We start from the raw sequence: 15884 nt of genomic DNA, 5'->3' as shown, positions 1-15884 counted from the left end.
AATTTGGGTGTTATCTCTGGTAGTATTACCAAAAGGATAGTTTTGTAGCGGAGTCATTATGAGCGAATCGTCGGAAAAGAAATCGTTAGGCCCACACTTTATCATTGTAGGCATCCTTCTTGTTGTTATTCTGGCTGTTGTGTTTTGGCCCAGCGACGATGAGCCTGAGCCAGTAGTTACGCCTGAGCCCGAAGTGACTGAACCTGAAGTGACTACGCCAGAAGAGCCTGAAGTATTTGAGCCTACTCAGCCAGCCCCAACAGTAGAGCTTGAGGAAAAAGACGAGGTTGAGCCGCTTCCAGAGCCAGTTGAACCAGAACCGGAACCTCTGGATACCAGCGATCCTGCGGTGAAAGCTTCACTTATTGAGAGTTCGTCTGCGAGCGAAGAAACCGTTAACCGCATGCTGGTTGATGAAGGTCTAATTCAACGCTTTGTGGTGTCGGTTACGAATCTAGCAAATGATGAAATGGCGCCTAATCACCAGTTACTAACGCCACCTGAGCAGAACTTCCGCGTATACTCTCAAGCAGGCAAGCAATGGATTGATGCAGCAAGCTATAAACGTTATACACCATACGTAGATATGTTGGAGTCATTCAATAACGAAGCACTGCTTAACATATACGGTGTTTATAAAGACGACATTCAGGCGAAGTACGCCGAAATTGGAAGCCCTGACCAAGACTTCAACAGCGTATTGCTTGAAGCGATTGATCAGCTTCTTGATACACCTGAAGTGCCGGTTCCTGTAGAGGTTTACACCGACTCGGTCGCCTACAAGTATGCTGATGATCGTCTAGAGAGTTTAAACGAGCCACAGAAACAACTTCTTCGTACTGGCCCAGATAACATGCGTCGCATAAAGGCAAAGCTACGCGAACTGAAAGTATTGGTTGAAGAGCGTGGATCTAACTAGATTTCAGCAGCAGCTTAAGGGCACGTCGTCAAAAGCGCGCCCTTTACCTCCTGTTGAACAATGGAACCCCGATTTTTGCGGTGACATTAATCTAACTATAGCGCTTGATGGAAGATGGTTTTATGAAGGCAGTCCTATTGGGCGCGCAAGCTTGGTTCAGCTTTTTGCTTCGGTGTTAAAGCGGGAAGGTGAAAAGTACTTCTTAGTTACTCCCGTAGAGAAAGTAGGCATTACCGTTGAAGACACACCTTTTCTTGTAACTCAATGGCATAGAGAACAGGGTGAATCAGCAAGTGACAGCACCTATGTGTTTACCACACAAACAGGCGACATTGTAAGGTTAGAGCGTGCTGATCAGCTCGAACTTCGCGTTCCGCCTAAAGCCATACAAGATCCAGAGGCAACGCCCATTCCCTACCTATGCGTTCGCAGAAACTTGTGGGCAAGACTACATCAAAATGCCTATTATCAACTGCTTGAACAAGCTGATGAAAAACCGGATGAAGCCGGCACGCAATTTAGTATTCAGTCAAACGGCATCACCTTTATTTTGGGTGAAGTAAGCAACTAGCCTACTTTGTTGCTTCTGTCTCTTCGAACATATCAAAACGTAATTCATCTTTAATAAAGCACCGTTAACAGCGCTTTGTTTTGCGTTATACCTCTGACTGCATTACATTCGATATAGTCTATAAAACAATCAACAAGAAGACCTATATCATGAACAAGCCTCTGATTACGCTGGCTGTTGCCAGTGCCTTACTTTCATCGCCCTTTTCCACTGTAGCCGACACGCTGATTCATGCAGGAAAAGTGTTTACTGGCACATCAAACTCTCTTCAGGAAAATGTGACTATTGTTGTTGAAGACAACAAGATCAAAGCGGTAAAAAAGGGGTTTGCTGAAGCCCAAGAAGGCGATACTGTCATCGACTTGAAGACGTCAACCGTTATGCCAGGTCTGATGGACATGCATGTTCATTTGTCTTCTCAACATGGTGGTCCACAAACGTATCTGGAGCGCTTTTCACTAAATGAAGCCGACTATGCATTACGGGCAGCGAACTACGCTAAGATTACGTTAGATTCGGGCTTCACCACGGTTCGCAACTTAGGGGATGGCTACAACGAAACCGTTGCGCTAAGGAACGCTATTAGTAAAGGCTATGCTACAGGCCCGCGTATTTATACCGTTGCTAAATCTATTGCTACTACAGGCGGACATGCCGACCCAAGTAACGGCTTATCTCATTTACTTCGCCCGGATGTAGGCCCCAAGCAAGGAGTGGTTAATGGCGAAGCTGAAGCGCGAGAGGCAGTAAGGACTCGTTACCAAGATGGTGCGGACTTAATCAAGATCACCGCAACCGGCGGCGTATTGAGCGTTGCTAAAAGCGGCCAAAACCCACAATTCATGACCGATGAATTAGAAGCAATTGTTGAAACGGCAAAAGACTACGGTATGACAGTGGCGGTGCACGCGCATGGGAAAGAGGGAATGAAGCGGGCTATTGAAGCCGGTGTAAATTCTATCGAACACGGCACTTATATGGATGACGAAATCCGCAAATTAATGAAGAAGCACGGCACCTACTATGTACCAACAATACTGGCAGGAAAGTTTGTAGCAGACAAAGCCAAAATTGATGGCTTCTTTCCGGAATTGGTGCGCCCGAAAGCTGCAGCCATTGGCCCGCTTATCCAAAATACCTTTGAACAAGCACATAAAGCAGGCGTAAAAATTGCTTTTGGTACAGACAGTGGTGTATCAGCCCACGGCGACAATGCGCAAGAGTTCTCATTAATGGTTGAAGCGGGTATGAAGCCTGCTGACGCGCTGCTAAGTGCCACCGTGAATAGCGCGAATTTACTAGGTATCAGCGATATTCTTGGCACGCTGGAAGAGGGTAAGTTGGCTGATATTGTTGCGGTTCAAGGCAACCCGCTTGACGATATATCGCTTATGGAAAGCGTGTCTTTTGTGATGAAAGACGGAGTCGTTTACAAGCAGTAGAAAAAATAAAGTGGTAGGGATTACATGGAACTAGGTAAAAAGGTTAAGCACAAAACCAAAAAACTTGTCGATTCTAAGCATATGTTAAAGGGCATCACTCTTGCCTCATTTTTAGAATCAACCATTGTTCCCATACCACTAGAAGCCGTAATGGTGCCACTAATGCAAGCAAGACGGGAGTCGCTTTGGAAAATTGCATTAATGGCCACCATAGGCTGTGTGATTGGCGCAGTCTTCGGCTATGCCCTCGGTTACTACCTCTTCGATATGGTTGGTCAGTGGCTTATAGATACTTTTTTTAGCCAAGAGCAATTCGACAATGTAAAACAGCAGATGCAAAACCAAGGTTTTTGGTTCGTAATGACCTTAGGTATTGCCCCTATTCCTTTTCAGGTTGCGATGCTTGCAGCAGGTGCAACCCAATACTCACTTCCGCTTTTTCTTTTAGCTACTGTTATTGCGCGTTCAATTCGCTATTTCGGACTCGCAGCCGTGGTTTATTACACAGGAGACAAAGCTGAGCAGCTCATTAAGCGCTACAAAATGAAAGCGGTTATTGCTATCACAGTTGCAGTGCTTCTTTTATGGTGGCTTTCAAATTTAATCAGCCAATAAGCTCGCCTGTACAAGTGACTCAAAGCACTTAATAGGCGAGACAAGCGATGCCGTTGGTTCACGACAACGTAAATATCAAATCAACCCAATAGATTTTTTGAACTTCACATTTGATAATGATTCTTATTTGCACTAATGTAATAAAAAACAGGAGGTGCTTATATGAATGTTCAGCGGCTATGCCCAGTTTACAAAAAGTGGCTACAGCTAAACCCTTCAAACGCGCGACAGCATCGCTATGCTATGCAAGCGCAGACGCAGCAAGCCCATCAACAGGGCAGATTGGATTATGCGAGAGAGTTAGGCTATCAAACCTTTGAGGCCGCAAAGGTTATCCTTAATGCGCTTCAGCCTACCTCTTTGCAGAAAGTCAGTGTAGTTCAAGAAGACGTACTCGCTTTTTCCACTATGGGAATGTACTTATCTTCTCTGCTTGCCGAAGAACATAGGAAGCGAGAATCTCACGCTATTTTACAAGAATGTCAGCAACAGCTTATTGCCATATTACCCCTGCATGCCACCAATCCTTCTATATGCAGGCTAATCGCGGCCATTCAGCATACCCTTGAGCAAACCTATGTCCCCCAAGCAAGCAAACGACTCGCTTCTGTGGCCGTGCATTAAATACTTTAGATAAAAGGAGATAGTTATGGCGTCGAAACAAATTTCAAGCGAAGACGGCTTTGTCTCATTAAACGTTAGAGCTTCTGTACTTCAAAAAATGCTTAATGGTGAAGTGCTACACATGACAGATATTCACTGTACCTGTTCGCGAAGCAAGCAGGTTTTGAAGCAACTTTTATTGCAGGCTGCTAGCGGCCGCGAATAGAAACAGTAACAAAAAAGGCGCTTAAGCGCGCCCTTTCTTAATAACGTATTGGTAAGGCATGGTCTCGGTTTGAGACGCAACCAGCGTGTGATCCATAAAGCGGCAAAAGCTAGGAATATCTCTGGCCGTTGAGGGATCGTCAGCCGTGACCGATAAAGTTTCCCCATCGGCCAGCTTTCGAATATTCAGACGCACCATCATTACTGGCTCTGGGCAACGCAATCCTAGCGCATCTAAATGCTGACTAGCCGCGCTAAATGCGCTGTCAAAATCAGATGCCATAATTTTCACGATAGGTGTTAATGGCGCTGATTTCGCTATCAAACCCGCCTTTCTCGGTCAGATAAGCCACGACATCGGCAAGCGATACAATAGAGATAACCTGAGTGCCAAAGTCGCGCTCGACCTCTTGAATAGCTGACAGTTCGCCATTACCGCGCTCTTGTCTGTCTAGCGCAATCAGCACGCCAGACAAGCTAGCCTGCTGCTGCTCGATTAAGGTCATCGATTCGCGAATAGCCGTACCCGCAGTGATCACGTCATCCACCAGCATAACCTTACCTTCTAGTGGGCTGCCTACTAGATTGCCGCCTTCACCGTGGGTTTTCGCTTCTTTGCGGTTGAAGCAATAAGGGACATCAAGGTCGTGGCTATCGGCCAATGCAACGGCTGTTGTTGTCGCAATAGGAATGCCCTTATAGGCTGGACCAAAAAGTACATCGAACGCAACGCCTGCGTCCATTAACGCATCAGCGTAAAAACGCCCCAACTTAGCCAAATCGCCACCGCGATTAAACAAACCGGCATTGAAAAAGTACGGGCTAACGCGGCCTGACTTTAAAGTGAATTCGCCAAATTTCAGTACGCCACGTTCAATGGCAAACTCAATAAAATCACGCTGAAACGCTTTCATGATGACCTCTTAATTTCTAATTTACGCGTTGGTTCTAACTACGTGTCGATGACTCGCTTACGCTAGCGCCGCTTTTTGAATGTCGAACAATTCACGTAAACCGTGCTTACCAATTTTCAGCATCTCGTCAAGCTCTTCAAACGAGAACGGTTCGCCCTCTGCAGTACCTTGAACTTCAATCAGCTTGCCGGTTTCGGTCATTACAATGTTCATATCTGTTTCTGCCTCAGAGTCTTCGGTGTACTCAAGGTCAGCGATTGGCGTACCTTCGTAAATACCTACTGAAAGGGCGGCAATCATATGTTTAAGCGGGTTAGTTTTGATAATGCCTTTTGCACGCATGTAAGTAAGTGCATCAACAAGAGCTACACACGCACCGGTAATTGACGCTGTACGCGTACCGCCGTCGGCCTGAATAACGTCGCAGTCTAACGTAATGGTGTTTTCGCCCAGAAGTTTTAAATCTACCGCTGCGCGTAGTGAACGCGCAATTAGACGCTGGATCTCTAACGTGCGGCCGCCTTGTTTACCGCGCGCCGCTTCACGGCCGCTTCGCGTATGAGTAGCACGTGGAAGCATGCTGTACTCAGCTGTAATCCAGCCTTTCCCTTGGCCCTTCATAAAGCGTGGCACACCTTCTTCTACCGTCGCATTACACAACACCTTAGTGTTACCAAACTCTACAAGAACAGAGCCTTCTGCGTGACAAGTGTATTGGCGAGTAATTGTAACAGGGCGAATTTGACTGGCGGTTCTGCCGCTTGGACGCATAGTGTTCTCCACAACGTAAGTGCTTAAAAAAGGGTAGCGTTTTACAGGTTTTATTGGCGATATGTGAATAGAAAGCCCAATTCGCGGTCAAAACCTATAAATTCGATGTAGCTACGAAATTGCGCCTAAGTATAACGCAATACCCGCGGCCGTTAAAAACGAACTTTACATGTTTGCTTATTGAATTACGTAAATGTGCGCTAATATACAAAATACAAGAAAACCTGCTGTAGATATTCACGTATACAACACGACATTCGGGTTGTTTTTGCAGGCTTTCAGTTAAATTTAAAGGATATTTATGATTTACAGCATGACAGCGTTTGCACGCGTAGAAACCAAAAAAGAGTGGGGCTCAGCCGTGTGGGAAATACGCTCGGTCAACCAACGCTTTTTAGAAACTTACTTTCGCCTGCCGGAACAGTTTCGCTCATTGGAGCCGGTTTTACGTGAACGATTCCGTAAAAAGCTAGCCCGAGGTAAGGTGGAATGTGCGCTGCGTTTTACTGCCAACGATGCTGCTGTAACTAAGCTAAGCTTAAATGAAGAGTTGGCTAAGCAAGTGCTTCACGCCGCTGACTGGGTGCAATCCCATGGCCAATCCACGGGGGTTAACCCACTAGACGTTTTGCGCTGGCCTGGGGTAATTGCAGCGGAAGAAGCCGATATGGACGCCATCCACGCTGACGTAATGGCCGCGTTCGACCAAGCTCTTAACGATTTTATTAGTGCCCGCGCTACCGAAGGTGAAGCCCTTAAAGGTATGATCACGCAGCGCCTTGACGCTATAGAAGTGGAAGCTGAAAAAGTAGCCGCGCGTATGCCTGAAATCATGGTGTGGCAGCGAGAAAAAGTGCAAACCCGCTTTGAAGAAGCAAAGGTTGAACTTGATGCAGGCCGTTTTGAACAAGAAATGATCATGCTGGCGCAAAAAGTAGACGTGGCAGAAGAGTTAGACCGTCTGAATGCTCACGTTAAGGAAACCCGTAATATCCTTAAAAAGGGTGGAGCAGTAGGCCGCCGTCTTGATTTCATGATGCAGGAGTTTAACCGCGAATCGAACACGTTGGGCTCAAAGTCTATCAGCACCGACATCACACAATCGGCGGTTGAACTTAAAGTCCTGATTGAGCAGATGCGCGAGCAGATTCAGAATATTGAGTAAAGCTCACTAACGCTCAGCAATATTCATAACCACATGAAAAACCTCGATTTATGTCGGGGTTTTGTTTTTTATCGTTCCGTATTTTTTCATTCTGTTTCATCCAATTGGTGAGTATTGTGGTGAGTATTTTTCACTGCTAGTCTCGAACTACTGGTGAGTACAAGAGGTGAAGAACGTGCCAAATTTAACTGTTAAACAAGTCAACATACTTGCTAAAGGCAATCCAAATAAAACATCCGATGGCAATGGGTTATCTTTTGTCGTTCCAAATCGTGGTGAACCTTATTGGTCTTTGAGATATTCTGTTAACGGTAAAAGAAGGGAGAAATCCCTTGGAAAAGCTCGACAGATAACGCTAGCAGAAGCAAGGGGACTCGCTGAAGAAGAGCGTACAAAACTTCGTGAAGGCCTGGACCCATTATCGAAGTTTGCAGGAAGTGTTCTCAACATTCGCTCTATGGACGAATTGTTTAATGATTACTACCAAAACAAGCTATTACGCTTAGTTCACCCGAACATTCCTAAAAGAAAGTATCAAAATGATATCTCACCTTATATTGGCAACATGGATGTTAGTAACATAACCCCTATTCACGTTAGGAACATCATAAGAAGCATTGCTGAAAGCGAAAGGCCTAGCGTTTCCAATGATGTACTGGATTTACTAAACAACTTGTTCAAACATGCAACTCAACTAGGTCTCACCCTTAACAATCCTGCATCTGTATTTTCATATATGGATGCTGGAGGACAAGAGAAGCCAAGGACTCGTTATCTCACGCTCGAAGAAATCAAGCCCATATATGAAATATTTAGACAGCATCCTGAGTCATTTACCCGGGATAACTATCTCGCTTGTTGCTTATTACTTGTTTTGGGCGTACGCAAAAATGAGCTGTTGCAGGCACCTTGGGCTGAGTTTGACCTAACGAATGCAGTTTGGCACTTACCTAAAAATAGAACAAAGAAAAAATATAAAGGCATTGATATACCTTTACCGCCAATAGCACTTGAATGGCTTCAAGAATTAAAAGTTAGAGGTGCCGGGTCTGACTATGTATTTCCCGCTAGACGCAGAAGTAAAAAGCCTTATATGGGGAGTGATACATTGAATCGTGCCATCGATGGGCTCTTCGGCATTGCACAAGGAAAAAAAATTCCTCCTCCTAACAGAATGGATAATATCGAACATTTTACAGTGCACGATCTTCGACGAACGTTTCGGTCACTGGTGCCAAAACTAGGGTTTTCCAGTGAGCTTGGCGAGCGTTGCCTAAACCACAAAATTAGTAGGCTAGATGATACCTATAATAAATATGATTATTTTAAAGAAAGATTGGAATTACATTCCAAAATGTGTGAATTTTTACAGGGGCATTTACAAGGGCCCGCGGATTCAACCCCGAAGTGCACCACTCGCTAAATTAAGCTGCTCTTCGTAATGTGTTGAACACGACCGATGGCTGTTTAAACCCAAGGCATTTCCTTGGTCTCGCATTTAGTGCTCGCTCAACAGCAGCAATCTGTTTGTCCGTCACCGTTCGCAGGTCTGTCCCTTTTCGGATGTACTGCCTCAGCAGTCCGTTAAAGTTTTCGTTCAATCCTCGTTCCCATGAGGAGTACGGATTGGCAAAGTAGATATCTGTTTTCAGCTTTTCCGCTACCAGCTCATGAGCGCAGAACTCTGCCCCGTTATCGGCGGTAATCGTTCTAACATGGCCGCGATAGCGCCATAGCATGCCAATCATAGCTCGACTTACATCAGCGGCGCTTTTCGCTGGCACTTTTCGTATCAGATACAGTTTACTTTTACGCTCAACCAGACTGACGATGGCACCTGTACCGTTTTTGCCTAATACGGTGTCGGCTTCCCAGTCACCAAACCGCTTTTTCTTATCAACAATAGCCGGACGACGCTCAATGCCAACTCGGTTCGGAATAATTACGCGCTTCGCGCGGCTGCCTTTTCGGTACTTGCGACGACTATGTCGCAACTGCTTGTGCAGCTTGCCGCCACTGAGTTTATCGCGCTGCACGAAACCGTAAATCCATTCGTGGCTGACGCTATGCCCTATTATTTTACCTACGCCAGCAATTTGCTCAGGACTCCATTTCTGGCTCAATCCGAACTCGACGAACGTGATAGTCAGCGCTGGTACACTAGATTTCGCTGCCTGACATCGTCGTTTAACTGTCTTAGCGTGAGCGACTTCAGGCAGATAGTGATTATCACGAATGCTGTTACGCCGGACTTCTCGACTGATGGTGCTGTGACAAACGTTCAACCGCTTCCCAATCTCCCGGTAGCTGAAACCCTCGCGTAAGTAGGCCTCGATCTGATATCGTTGTCCCTCGATCAACTGCTTGTATCTCATGGTAACTACTCATGTTTTTTGGCGATTACAGAGTACCACCAACATGCAGTTGATCTCTTCTCACCGTTTAACCATGAGTGGTGCACTTATTATCTGAATTCGGGCCATAATACAATCTATGAAGGACTAAAAGTAAGTAATGGTGAAGAAGTACAAACTTAAAAAGAAATTTTTTAATAAAAGTAGTCAATCAAAAAAGGACTTAACTCTGTCAGAAAAAGCGGCACCTCCCCAGGAAAGAAAAGGTTTTTTAAAAGACATAGGTATAGCCTCAATAATAGGTGCCACGTTCGTTGCCTATCAATTTTTAGATAAAAAATCAGTATCTTACGAAGATCTTCGTTACAAAGAAGCATCTCAGACATATGAAAAGCTATTGCGAAAAACAGCACATCTTTCAAACTACCTACTTTATAAAGATTATAAAGAGGAAGAATTCAAAAAATTAACTTTGGATTATCATGATTTTTTACAAAGTGATTTTTCTCTTTATAAGGGAGGTCAAGTATTTAGTCCTGCATATGAATTACTAGATCTTTATAAAGGATGCATTATGAGTCAGGATACGAGCCCCACATCAAATAATACAAACCCAACCGATAATTGCGCTATTGGAAAAATGAATGGATACCAATACAAGCTGTCAATTTGTGCTAGACAGTCTTTGGATGCTATCAAAGGCAAACCAGTATCAATATCAAGCCTTCCTGACGAAGCTCTCAAATCTTTATATGGTATCGAAGATAAACCTCAACGAAATGATTGTGGGTTCTGAACTGTCGAATTAATCCAAAGCAAAATATCAGACAGCAACCAGCGGGCTTTCCCCTTGCCAACGCTGGAGGCTGGCGGGGTCTCTCCCGCCTTTTGCATACGCCACCAGGTAGTTCGACTTATGCCGGTTCTGCGACAGCGCTCAGTTTCGCTTATCAAGCGCTCTTCTTCGCCATAAAGCTTCAAAATACCCGCTCGTTTTTCAAATAGCTCGTTATTCATGTTCGTCTCCTAATTCCACGCGATTCTTTAGTACCCAAGCATCAACCTCTGTTCTCTTAAAAAAGGTTCGCCGCCCTCCAAGCTTATAGCTGGGCAACCCGTCCCGTACTTGTTGACGCAAGAAATTCGGACTCAGAGCTGTGTACTGAACACACTCATCAAATGTGAGGAACTCTTTGCTGTTGAGAGCTACTTTGCAAAGTTGGCTTTCAATCACGCATTTTATTTCGTCAAATAGTTGGTCAGTAAGCATTAGTAATTCTCCCTCTGGGAAACTGGGAAAGTGGGATTAGCATTACTATTCAATGCTTTATCATTTGGATAAAAGTGGGATAGATCCACACTTTCACCGCATTCGCGACAGACTTTCTCGGGAAATATTTTAAAAAAACGTTTGCTGCCAATTTTGAATGTGCGGCGGTCAGGCTCATTAGAGCTTAGCCACCCCTTTTTCCACATAAGCTCCCTGACTTTACTGTATATTTGTTTATTCGGTTGATTTACCTCGGTTTTCAAAATTTGTTGAGGAATATACCAAACCAATTCCTGATCGAACTCAAACATACCAATGAAGCTATCGTTCCACTCTTCTTTTGGCGATAGGCTATGACGCCATTTTTTAATGAGCTTCAATATATCTTCAGTCAGCTTCTTATTCTCAGCATTTTCAGTTCCGTCTCTGTCATCGAGCCAAACCACAGCCACCTGTTTTAAAGCGTTTTTTGCGTCTCCTAAATGCCACGGAAGCAGTCCATAATTAGTCGCTATCTCCCCAGCGGCAGCGAGTAAAGCCAGTTTATCCAGGACATTATTAGCCTGGCTCCCAATGTCTTTTTTCCAAGGCCAATCTTCTCGGATACTCTTGTACTCTTTTATAACTTCATCTTGAGGAAAGTTAAGGCTAGAAAGTATTTTTACCCACGCTTTGGCAAGCGTTCCGAAATACTTTCGAGTAGCAGAACCTAAATGTTCTGCGAACTCTTTAGGGGATGAGAATTCATGAATGTTCTCGAACACATCAAAAGCACCAAATGTAGGTATGTCCAAAAAACGTACCATCTGGCCTGCGCTCACAGTCTTATTGTTTTCGTGGAGTAACTGTTTAAGTGTTATCTCGCCAGTACTCAGAAAGATCGTGTTCCATCTGTAGCGCCTTCCTAGAGATCCATCTTTTTCACTTCGCAGTTTTGATACACCATTACACAAATGATAAACCAGCCGATCCATTTCCTGTTCTGGGCATTGCTTAAACTCATCTAGGCAAAGCAGCATATTGTTTCTTGCACGAGCAATAGACTCGAGTCCATTTGCTGTAGAACTCCAGCTTTCACAGTAGGTTTGGTCAGAGTAAACACTGGCCGCCACCTTCATTGCTGTAGACTTTCCAGTTTTTGAGGCGCCAACAATCTGAACGCCAAAACTTTCTATTCCTGTCCATTCGATGAGAGGGGCAGCTAAGGCACAGCAAACAGAAAGAATCAAAATGGGATTATCACGGCAATAACTGCCCACCTGTTGTTGCCACTCGGCTAATGTTCCTGCTTCAGACAAGTTAGCACCCGCAAAATCACCAACATATACAGCAGGTGTGGTAGCTTCGCCGACTGTCCAATCAGGAGTGATAAACTGGCGGTCAACCCAACCACTTTGCTTGGCAGTAATTGCATGCTCACTACATGGATATTCAATTAGATAAGAAAGTAAGGAGTCCCAGGAAAACTTTTTTGTTGATAATTCAAACCCTGAATTCAAAAGCCTCTTTTTGAATTTCTTCGCCGAATAATCATCTACTTCCCCCATTGGCAGAACTTCACGTATTGATAGTCCGAAGTAATTCTTCCATTCAATTAATCGACCAAAATCGTCCCGCTTGTCAGGGGAAGAAACGATAGCTTTTACTTCTATTGGACCCGAAATTTTTCGCTCTTCACCATCTTTGTTAAGAGTGTATATCCCGTCCACTTTTGCTTTTAACATTCGTACTGTTCCTTATAATTCGAAACGCTATATCAGCGTATGAAACTGTCTAGAACAGGTTGCCAGAAGTCCCTCATCAGTGAGCGGAGAAAGCTAGGGTAACTTTCAGGGGGTTTTTCAAGCCTTTAAAAATGCGGGTTTAGAGAATTTAGGTATTCTATTTTCACGTATAACAGGCAGAAAATGATATCTTTGTACATTAAGAATTAGGCATGCCTAATTTTTTCGCTAGAGATATTGGATATCAGTCGAATTTATTGAGATTGTCGCGATTAAAATGAAATAGCAAAGCAAAAAGTATCACCAAAGCCAGAACCATGGCGCATCCTGTAAGCAACGGAGCCATAACTATATTCTCCCCTCTTTAATTGCTTCAAATAGATCGTGTTTTAGTTTGTCGTAGTGGCGAGTAGCGCGAATAGCCAGCACCATTAACACCCACATTTGAAACCATTCATATGTTGTCATAGCAGTTCCTGTTAATTTTAATGCCTGGTAATACCGGTAAATACGTCACCTTCCCAATTACACAATTCGATTACCCAATTGCTGATTTTCTGTAGCTTATTAGGATTATAGCCGGTAAACGGGAATGTTATTTTGGTGCTGCGCGCTTTAAACTTTGAAAAAGGCTCAAGTCTTACATCCCAGACAGCCCCAAATTCGTTGGTTACATCGAATGCAAACGCTTTTTGGGATATTAAAGTGAGTAACATATCCTCTTCTGTTTGAACATCCTTATCAAAAAGAAGGCCTAGTGGCTCACATTCGACTTCAATGCCACGCAGTCGATGTTTGATCTCAGCAAACGCGGGTAAAAATGGCCGTAGCTCAGAGTTATTAATCAATTTTTCTTCGTTCATAAAATCCGCCCCCGATTTGGCATGCCAAATTGGCCTATGTATTAGCTCTAATAATAAGTGTCGTATAACTCGCCTCGTGCCTGAGCATCCTCAGCCTCTTGACGAGTCATATGTTCGCCATCAGCGATAATATTACCCATACCATCATCAAGCTTATCGAGTTGTTCATTTTCTTTACTGCCTGCTCCGTCACCGCTGAAGATAGCACTAAGAACGAATAACACTATTACTGCCAAAATACCCAAAAAACCTTCGAAACCCATATTACCTCCAATCCCAATTTGGCATGCCAAATTGAAAGCTAAGCATTCCTTAGTATTCAGACTTCATTAAAGCTAAGAAAATCTTAGTTTTCAATAGCAGATCTCCTACACCAGTTGAAAAATAATGATGGTTCGCCGTTTCCAGCACGGCTAAAGCAAGCAAGAACAAGACTTGGTCTGTCCCAAAAGCAATTAGGTATAATGGCGGGGATGGATAACTTTGTTGCGTCTGCTCGTATGAACCAATACGAACGTGGTGTTCATACCCCCGACTTTAAAACTGTTGAGGCCTTAAGTGCCGTTTTGAGAGTGCCAACTGCCTTCTTGTTCTGCATTGAAGACGAACTGGCTGAGAAAATATTGGATTGGTCATCGCAATGTTGATTAACGTGAAGCATGGAAGAATTTAAGTCTCTTGAAAACCTGTTGTCGCCGGATGAAAGGAATACATTTTGGAGTGTTCTCGACGAAGAGTCGGGGGAAATGCGTTCAATTTCCTTAGAAGCAATATACCAGTCAATAGCAGATGTATCATTGGATGCGGTAGTTCCCGAAGATGTGAGGAGCCAGTTTAATGTCGCGAAGAATTTGGCCGCATACTCTTGGTACTGCTACCCATTCCATCAAGTATGTGAGATGAAAGCTTACTCGACGGTAGAGTATGCTTTGAAACAACGCCTAGAACATCACTGGCCATTTCCAAAACTTATCAAAAAATCAATAAGTTGGGGATTAATAAAAGACATTGGGTTTTGCCACCTAAAGAAACCTCTGGATGAATCCTCAACTGAATACAGCAAGTCTTTGATAGAAATAATGCCAGGACTAAGAAATGGCCTAGCCCACGGAGGAACAACTCTTCACCCCGGCTCGATATCAACTTTAAGGTTCTGCGCTGATTTTATTAATCAGCTATATCGGAATGAAATCAATAAGCCCTCTCGCGAAATAAAAGAGTGGCATGGGGGCTCTACCAAAGCCTGAAATTGCAAATACGCTATAGACTAGATTTGCTAATTTTTTTAAAAATTCTGCTCTTGTCGATTTGGCATGCCAAATTCTAGCTACCTAAATAGGCATAGGTGATCTTCAATCGTTCATGGCCCAGTTCACGGCTTATTTGCTCACGAGCCTTAGTATCTTTCTCATAATCATTAGGTGATAGTTCCCTTCTGCTTGGGCCGCCATCTGCGGGACATTTCCAACCAGTAAGTTCAAGATATCGCTCTCGGGCATAGTGATGACGTAGCCCGTGGTTCTTATTCAATCCGACGCGTATGGTTTCCCGGTCATACTGACGCATTTGATCGACATACTTTCTATCGGGTTCAATTAATGCTCCCTTGGTGACAGCGGCAATGTCTCTGATTAGCTGTTTTTGTGACTCTTTTAAAATCGGTATCTCTCGGTATTTACCACCTTTGGCCCAGGTTCCTTTTATTCTCATAGTCTGGACGTCTTTCATGGCATAAGACAAACTGAACTTCATACATTCTTCTTTGCGCAACCCAAACTCTTGCTGCAAACGCAGGGAAAGCTTGATTAAGTCACTTTTGATCTTTGCATGCTTATTCATGTCTAACGTTTTTGACTTACCAATAGGGTTGTTGCGAACTCTTGGAATGCCGTAATCATCATTGCTACGTGAACAGATATTAGGTTTACCTATTTTTTCGGCAATCCAACGCAAGGCCGCCATTCTGTTTTTTATTGTTTTTGCTGCTAGACCTTCATCTTGCCAATGCGTAACAAGATGATTGATATGCTTGGTTTTAAGGCCGGTCGGGTCTTTTAATCTATAACCATGTTTGAGTAGCTGCTTTGCAGCAAGGTTTAAAACTTTGCTTCGGGTAGCTCTAGTGCTAAAGCTACTTTCGCGGTGAGTGTCGTTCACCATTTGATGAAAACGATATCCTAATTGGCTCATTTCATGTTCCTCATAAATTTAAAAACTAATTTTTGAAAGTATTGAGAAAAACACCAAACCGAAGACCAGGGGGGCGAAATGCCAAAATAGGTAAGTTTTAAAGCCATATGAACGGTGCGTAACCGAGCATATTGTCGAAAGACATAAAGGCTAACTGGTCTAAAGCAACAAAGCTGAGCCGTGTGATTTCTGTTGAAAATGCAGCGCGAACTACTGTGGTTTATATTTGTGTTGTTTATAGTGGCGTGGTCGTTTTGA

At 43.9% G+C, this 15884-nt stretch carries 20 protein-coding genes; 11 read left to right on the top strand and 9 right to left on the bottom strand.

Annotated elements, in window-relative coordinates:
• Positions 1-58: 58 nt before the first annotated feature.
• The 6 genes from MHN09_RS02505 to MHN09_RS02480 all read left to right on the top strand — a co-directional run bounded on the left by MHN09_RS02505 (position 59) and on the right by MHN09_RS02480 (position 4376).
• Positions 59-919: a DUF3014 domain-containing protein gene (locus tag MHN09_RS02505; RefSeq protein WP_239238947.1), complete on the top strand. Its 861-nt coding sequence runs from the start codon at positions 59-61 to the stop codon at positions 917-919.
• On the top strand, positions 906-1490 hold the full coding sequence (locus MHN09_RS02500; protein ID WP_061486859.1) for a DUF1285 domain-containing protein: 585 nt from the start codon (positions 906-908) through the stop codon (positions 1488-1490). The genes MHN09_RS02505 and MHN09_RS02500 overlap by 14 nt, the downstream gene beginning before the upstream one ends.
• A 149-nt stretch (positions 1491-1639) precedes the next feature.
• On the top strand, positions 1640-2932 hold the full coding sequence (locus tag MHN09_RS02495) for an amidohydrolase family protein (protein WP_239238944.1): 1293 nt from the start codon (positions 1640-1642) through the stop codon (positions 2930-2932).
• A 24-nt stretch (positions 2933-2956) separates the two neighbouring features.
• Complete coding sequence (locus MHN09_RS02490; RefSeq protein WP_049586428.1) at positions 2957-3547, top strand: VTT domain-containing protein; 591 nt, start codon at positions 2957-2959, stop codon at positions 3545-3547.
• A 162-nt stretch (positions 3548-3709) separates the two neighbouring features.
• Positions 3710-4171, top strand: a complete 462-nt coding sequence (locus MHN09_RS02485; protein ID WP_014951428.1) for a hypothetical protein — start codon at positions 3710-3712, stop codon at positions 4169-4171.
• Between the two features lie 25 nt (positions 4172-4196).
• The gene (locus MHN09_RS02480; protein ID WP_014951429.1) at positions 4197-4376 is read left to right on the top strand and encodes a hypothetical protein; all 180 of its coding nucleotides are present in this window, start codon (positions 4197-4199) and stop codon (positions 4374-4376) included.
• 21 nt (positions 4377-4397) lie between these two features.
• Here MHN09_RS02480 and tusA read toward each other — a convergent pair whose 3' ends face one another.
• The 3 genes from tusA to rph are packed head-to-tail and all read right to left on the bottom strand — an operon-like array spanning position 4398 to position 6060.
• A complete protein-coding gene (tusA, locus tag MHN09_RS02475) occupies positions 4398-4658 on the bottom strand; it encodes a sulfurtransferase TusA (RefSeq protein WP_014951430.1) in 261 nt (86 codons plus the stop codon).
• Entirely contained in the window at positions 4648-5289 is a 642-nt protein-coding gene (gene pyrE, locus MHN09_RS02470; protein ID WP_014951431.1) for an orotate phosphoribosyltransferase, read from the bottom strand. Before pyrE ends, tusA begins: the two co-directional genes overlap by 11 nt.
• A 57-nt stretch (positions 5290-5346) precedes the next feature.
• Positions 5347-6060: a ribonuclease PH gene (rph, locus tag MHN09_RS02465; protein ID WP_014951432.1), complete on the bottom strand. Its 714-nt coding sequence runs from the start codon at positions 6058-6060 to the stop codon at positions 5347-5349.
• Positions 6061-6361: 301 nt separating this feature from the next.
• On the opposite strand from rph, the gene MHN09_RS02460 reads away from it, so the two are divergent.
• Together MHN09_RS02460 and MHN09_RS21560 are read left to right on the top strand one after the other, a co-directional pair.
• Entirely contained in the window at positions 6362-7225 is an 864-nt protein-coding gene (locus tag MHN09_RS02460) for a YicC/YloC family endoribonuclease (RefSeq protein ID WP_014977829.1), read from the top strand.
• 175 nt (positions 7226-7400) lie between these two features.
• Positions 7401-8648 carry an integrase arm-type DNA-binding domain-containing protein gene (locus MHN09_RS21560; protein ID WP_239238941.1) on the top strand — a complete coding sequence of 416 codons (1248 nt, stop codon included), beginning with the start codon at positions 7401-7403 and terminating at the stop codon, positions 8646-8648.
• Position 8649: 1 nt separating this feature from the next.
• Here the strand turns inward: MHN09_RS21560 and MHN09_RS02450 are convergent, their stop codons facing one another.
• Complete coding sequence (locus MHN09_RS02450; RefSeq protein WP_004587125.1) at positions 8650-9600, bottom strand: IS30 family transposase; 951 nt, start codon at positions 9598-9600, stop codon at positions 8650-8652.
• Positions 9601-9739: 139 nt separating this feature from the next.
• Here MHN09_RS02450 and MHN09_RS02445 point away from each other — a divergent pair, with 139 nt between their 5' ends.
• On the top strand, positions 9740-10375 hold the full coding sequence (locus tag MHN09_RS02445; RefSeq protein ID WP_239238938.1) for a hypothetical protein: 636 nt from the start codon (positions 9740-9742) through the stop codon (positions 10373-10375).
• Here the strand turns inward: MHN09_RS02445 and MHN09_RS02440 are convergent.
• The 4 genes from MHN09_RS02440 to MHN09_RS02425 all read right to left on the bottom strand — a co-directional run bounded on the left by MHN09_RS02440 (position 10351) and on the right by MHN09_RS02425 (position 13699).
• Positions 10351-10596 carry an AlpA family phage regulatory protein gene (locus MHN09_RS02440; protein ID WP_049586422.1) on the bottom strand — a complete coding sequence of 82 codons (246 nt, stop codon included), beginning with the start codon at positions 10594-10596 and terminating at the stop codon, positions 10351-10353. The two genes, MHN09_RS02445 and MHN09_RS02440, sit on opposite strands and share 25 nt — an antisense overlap.
• Positions 10597-10848: 252 nt before the next feature.
• Positions 10849-12573, bottom strand: coding sequence for a DUF927 domain-containing protein (locus MHN09_RS02435; RefSeq protein WP_239238935.1), 1725 nt, complete (start codon positions 12571-12573; stop codon positions 10849-10851).
• A 485-nt stretch (positions 12574-13058) separates the two neighbouring features.
• A complete protein-coding gene (locus tag MHN09_RS02430; RefSeq protein ID WP_239238932.1) occupies positions 13059-13436 on the bottom strand; it encodes a hypothetical protein in 378 nt (125 codons plus the stop codon).
• A 47-nt stretch (positions 13437-13483) separates the two neighbouring features.
• Complete coding sequence (locus MHN09_RS02425) at positions 13484-13699, bottom strand: hypothetical protein (protein WP_049586417.1); 216 nt, start codon at positions 13697-13699, stop codon at positions 13484-13486.
• Positions 13700-13813: 114 nt separating this feature from the next.
• On the opposite strand from MHN09_RS02425, the gene MHN09_RS02420 reads away from it, so the two are divergent.
• Entirely contained in the window at positions 13814-14083 is a 270-nt protein-coding gene (locus MHN09_RS02420; protein ID WP_049586416.1) for a helix-turn-helix transcriptional regulator, read from the top strand.
• 12 nt (positions 14084-14095) lie between these two features.
• Positions 14096-14683 (top strand): hypothetical protein, encoded by a 588-nt coding sequence (locus tag MHN09_RS02415; protein WP_239238929.1) that lies wholly within the window; start codon positions 14096-14098, stop codon positions 14681-14683.
• Between the two features lie 76 nt (positions 14684-14759).
• On the opposite strand, the gene MHN09_RS02410 is transcribed toward MHN09_RS02415, so the two are convergent.
• Positions 14760-15626: a phage integrase N-terminal domain-containing protein gene (locus tag MHN09_RS02410; protein ID WP_239238926.1), complete on the bottom strand. Its 867-nt coding sequence runs from the start codon at positions 15624-15626 to the stop codon at positions 14760-14762.
• Between the last annotated feature and the right edge of the window lie 258 nt (positions 15627-15884).

The organism is Alteromonas sp. MmMcT2-5 (genome assembly GCF_022348315.1).
Lineage (GTDB): Bacteria > Pseudomonadota > Gammaproteobacteria > Enterobacterales > Alteromonadaceae > Alteromonas > Alteromonas macleodii.
Note: the sequence above shows the minus strand (reverse complement) of the source record. Positions and strands in the feature narration are given on the sequence as shown.

Excerpts from the sequence above, each read along its gene's own strand:
- MHN09_RS02440 (WP_049586422.1), bottom strand. The coding sequence starts at position 10,596 with ATGAATAACGAGCTATTTGAAAAACGAGCGGGTATTTTGAAGCTTTAT.
- MHN09_RS02505 (WP_239238947.1), top strand. The coding sequence starts at position 59 with ATGAGCGAATCGTCGGAAAAGAAATCGTTAGGCCCACACTTTATCATT.
- MHN09_RS02490 (WP_049586428.1), top strand. The coding sequence starts at position 2,957 with ATGGAACTAGGTAAAAAGGTTAAGCACAAAACCAAAAAACTTGTCGAT.
- MHN09_RS02410 (WP_239238926.1), bottom strand. The coding sequence starts at position 15,626 with ATGAGCCAATTAGGATATCGTTTTCATCAAATGGTGAACGACACTCAC.
- rph (WP_014951432.1), bottom strand. The coding sequence starts at position 6,060 with ATGCGTCCAAGCGGCAGAACCGCCAGTCAAATTCGCCCTGTTACAATT.
- MHN09_RS02445 (WP_239238938.1), top strand. The coding sequence starts at position 9,740 with ATGGTGAAGAAGTACAAACTTAAAAAGAAATTTTTTAATAAAAGTAGT.
- tusA (WP_014951430.1), bottom strand. The coding sequence starts at position 4,658 with ATGGCATCTGATTTTGACAGCGCATTTAGCGCGGCTAGTCAGCATTTA.
- MHN09_RS02450 (WP_004587125.1), bottom strand. The coding sequence starts at position 9,600 with ATGAGATACAAGCAGTTGATCGAGGGACAACGATATCAGATCGAGGCC.
- MHN09_RS02435 (WP_239238935.1), bottom strand. The coding sequence starts at position 12,573 with ATGTTAAAAGCAAAAGTGGACGGGATATACACTCTTAACAAAGATGGT.
- MHN09_RS02480 (WP_014951429.1), top strand. The coding sequence starts at position 4,197 with ATGGCGTCGAAACAAATTTCAAGCGAAGACGGCTTTGTCTCATTAAAC.
- pyrE (WP_014951431.1), bottom strand. The coding sequence starts at position 5,289 with ATGAAAGCGTTTCAGCGTGATTTTATTGAGTTTGCCATTGAACGTGGC.
- MHN09_RS02460 (WP_014977829.1), top strand. The coding sequence starts at position 6,362 with ATGATTTACAGCATGACAGCGTTTGCACGCGTAGAAACCAAAAAAGAG.
- MHN09_RS02495 (WP_239238944.1), top strand. The coding sequence starts at position 1,640 with ATGAACAAGCCTCTGATTACGCTGGCTGTTGCCAGTGCCTTACTTTCA.
- MHN09_RS02425 (WP_049586417.1), bottom strand. The coding sequence starts at position 13,699 with ATGGGTTTCGAAGGTTTTTTGGGTATTTTGGCAGTAATAGTGTTATTC.
- MHN09_RS02485 (WP_014951428.1), top strand. The coding sequence starts at position 3,710 with ATGAATGTTCAGCGGCTATGCCCAGTTTACAAAAAGTGGCTACAGCTA.
- MHN09_RS02430 (WP_239238932.1), bottom strand. The coding sequence starts at position 13,436 with ATGAACGAAGAAAAATTGATTAATAACTCTGAGCTACGGCCATTTTTA.
- MHN09_RS02415 (WP_239238929.1), top strand. The coding sequence starts at position 14,096 with ATGGAAGAATTTAAGTCTCTTGAAAACCTGTTGTCGCCGGATGAAAGG.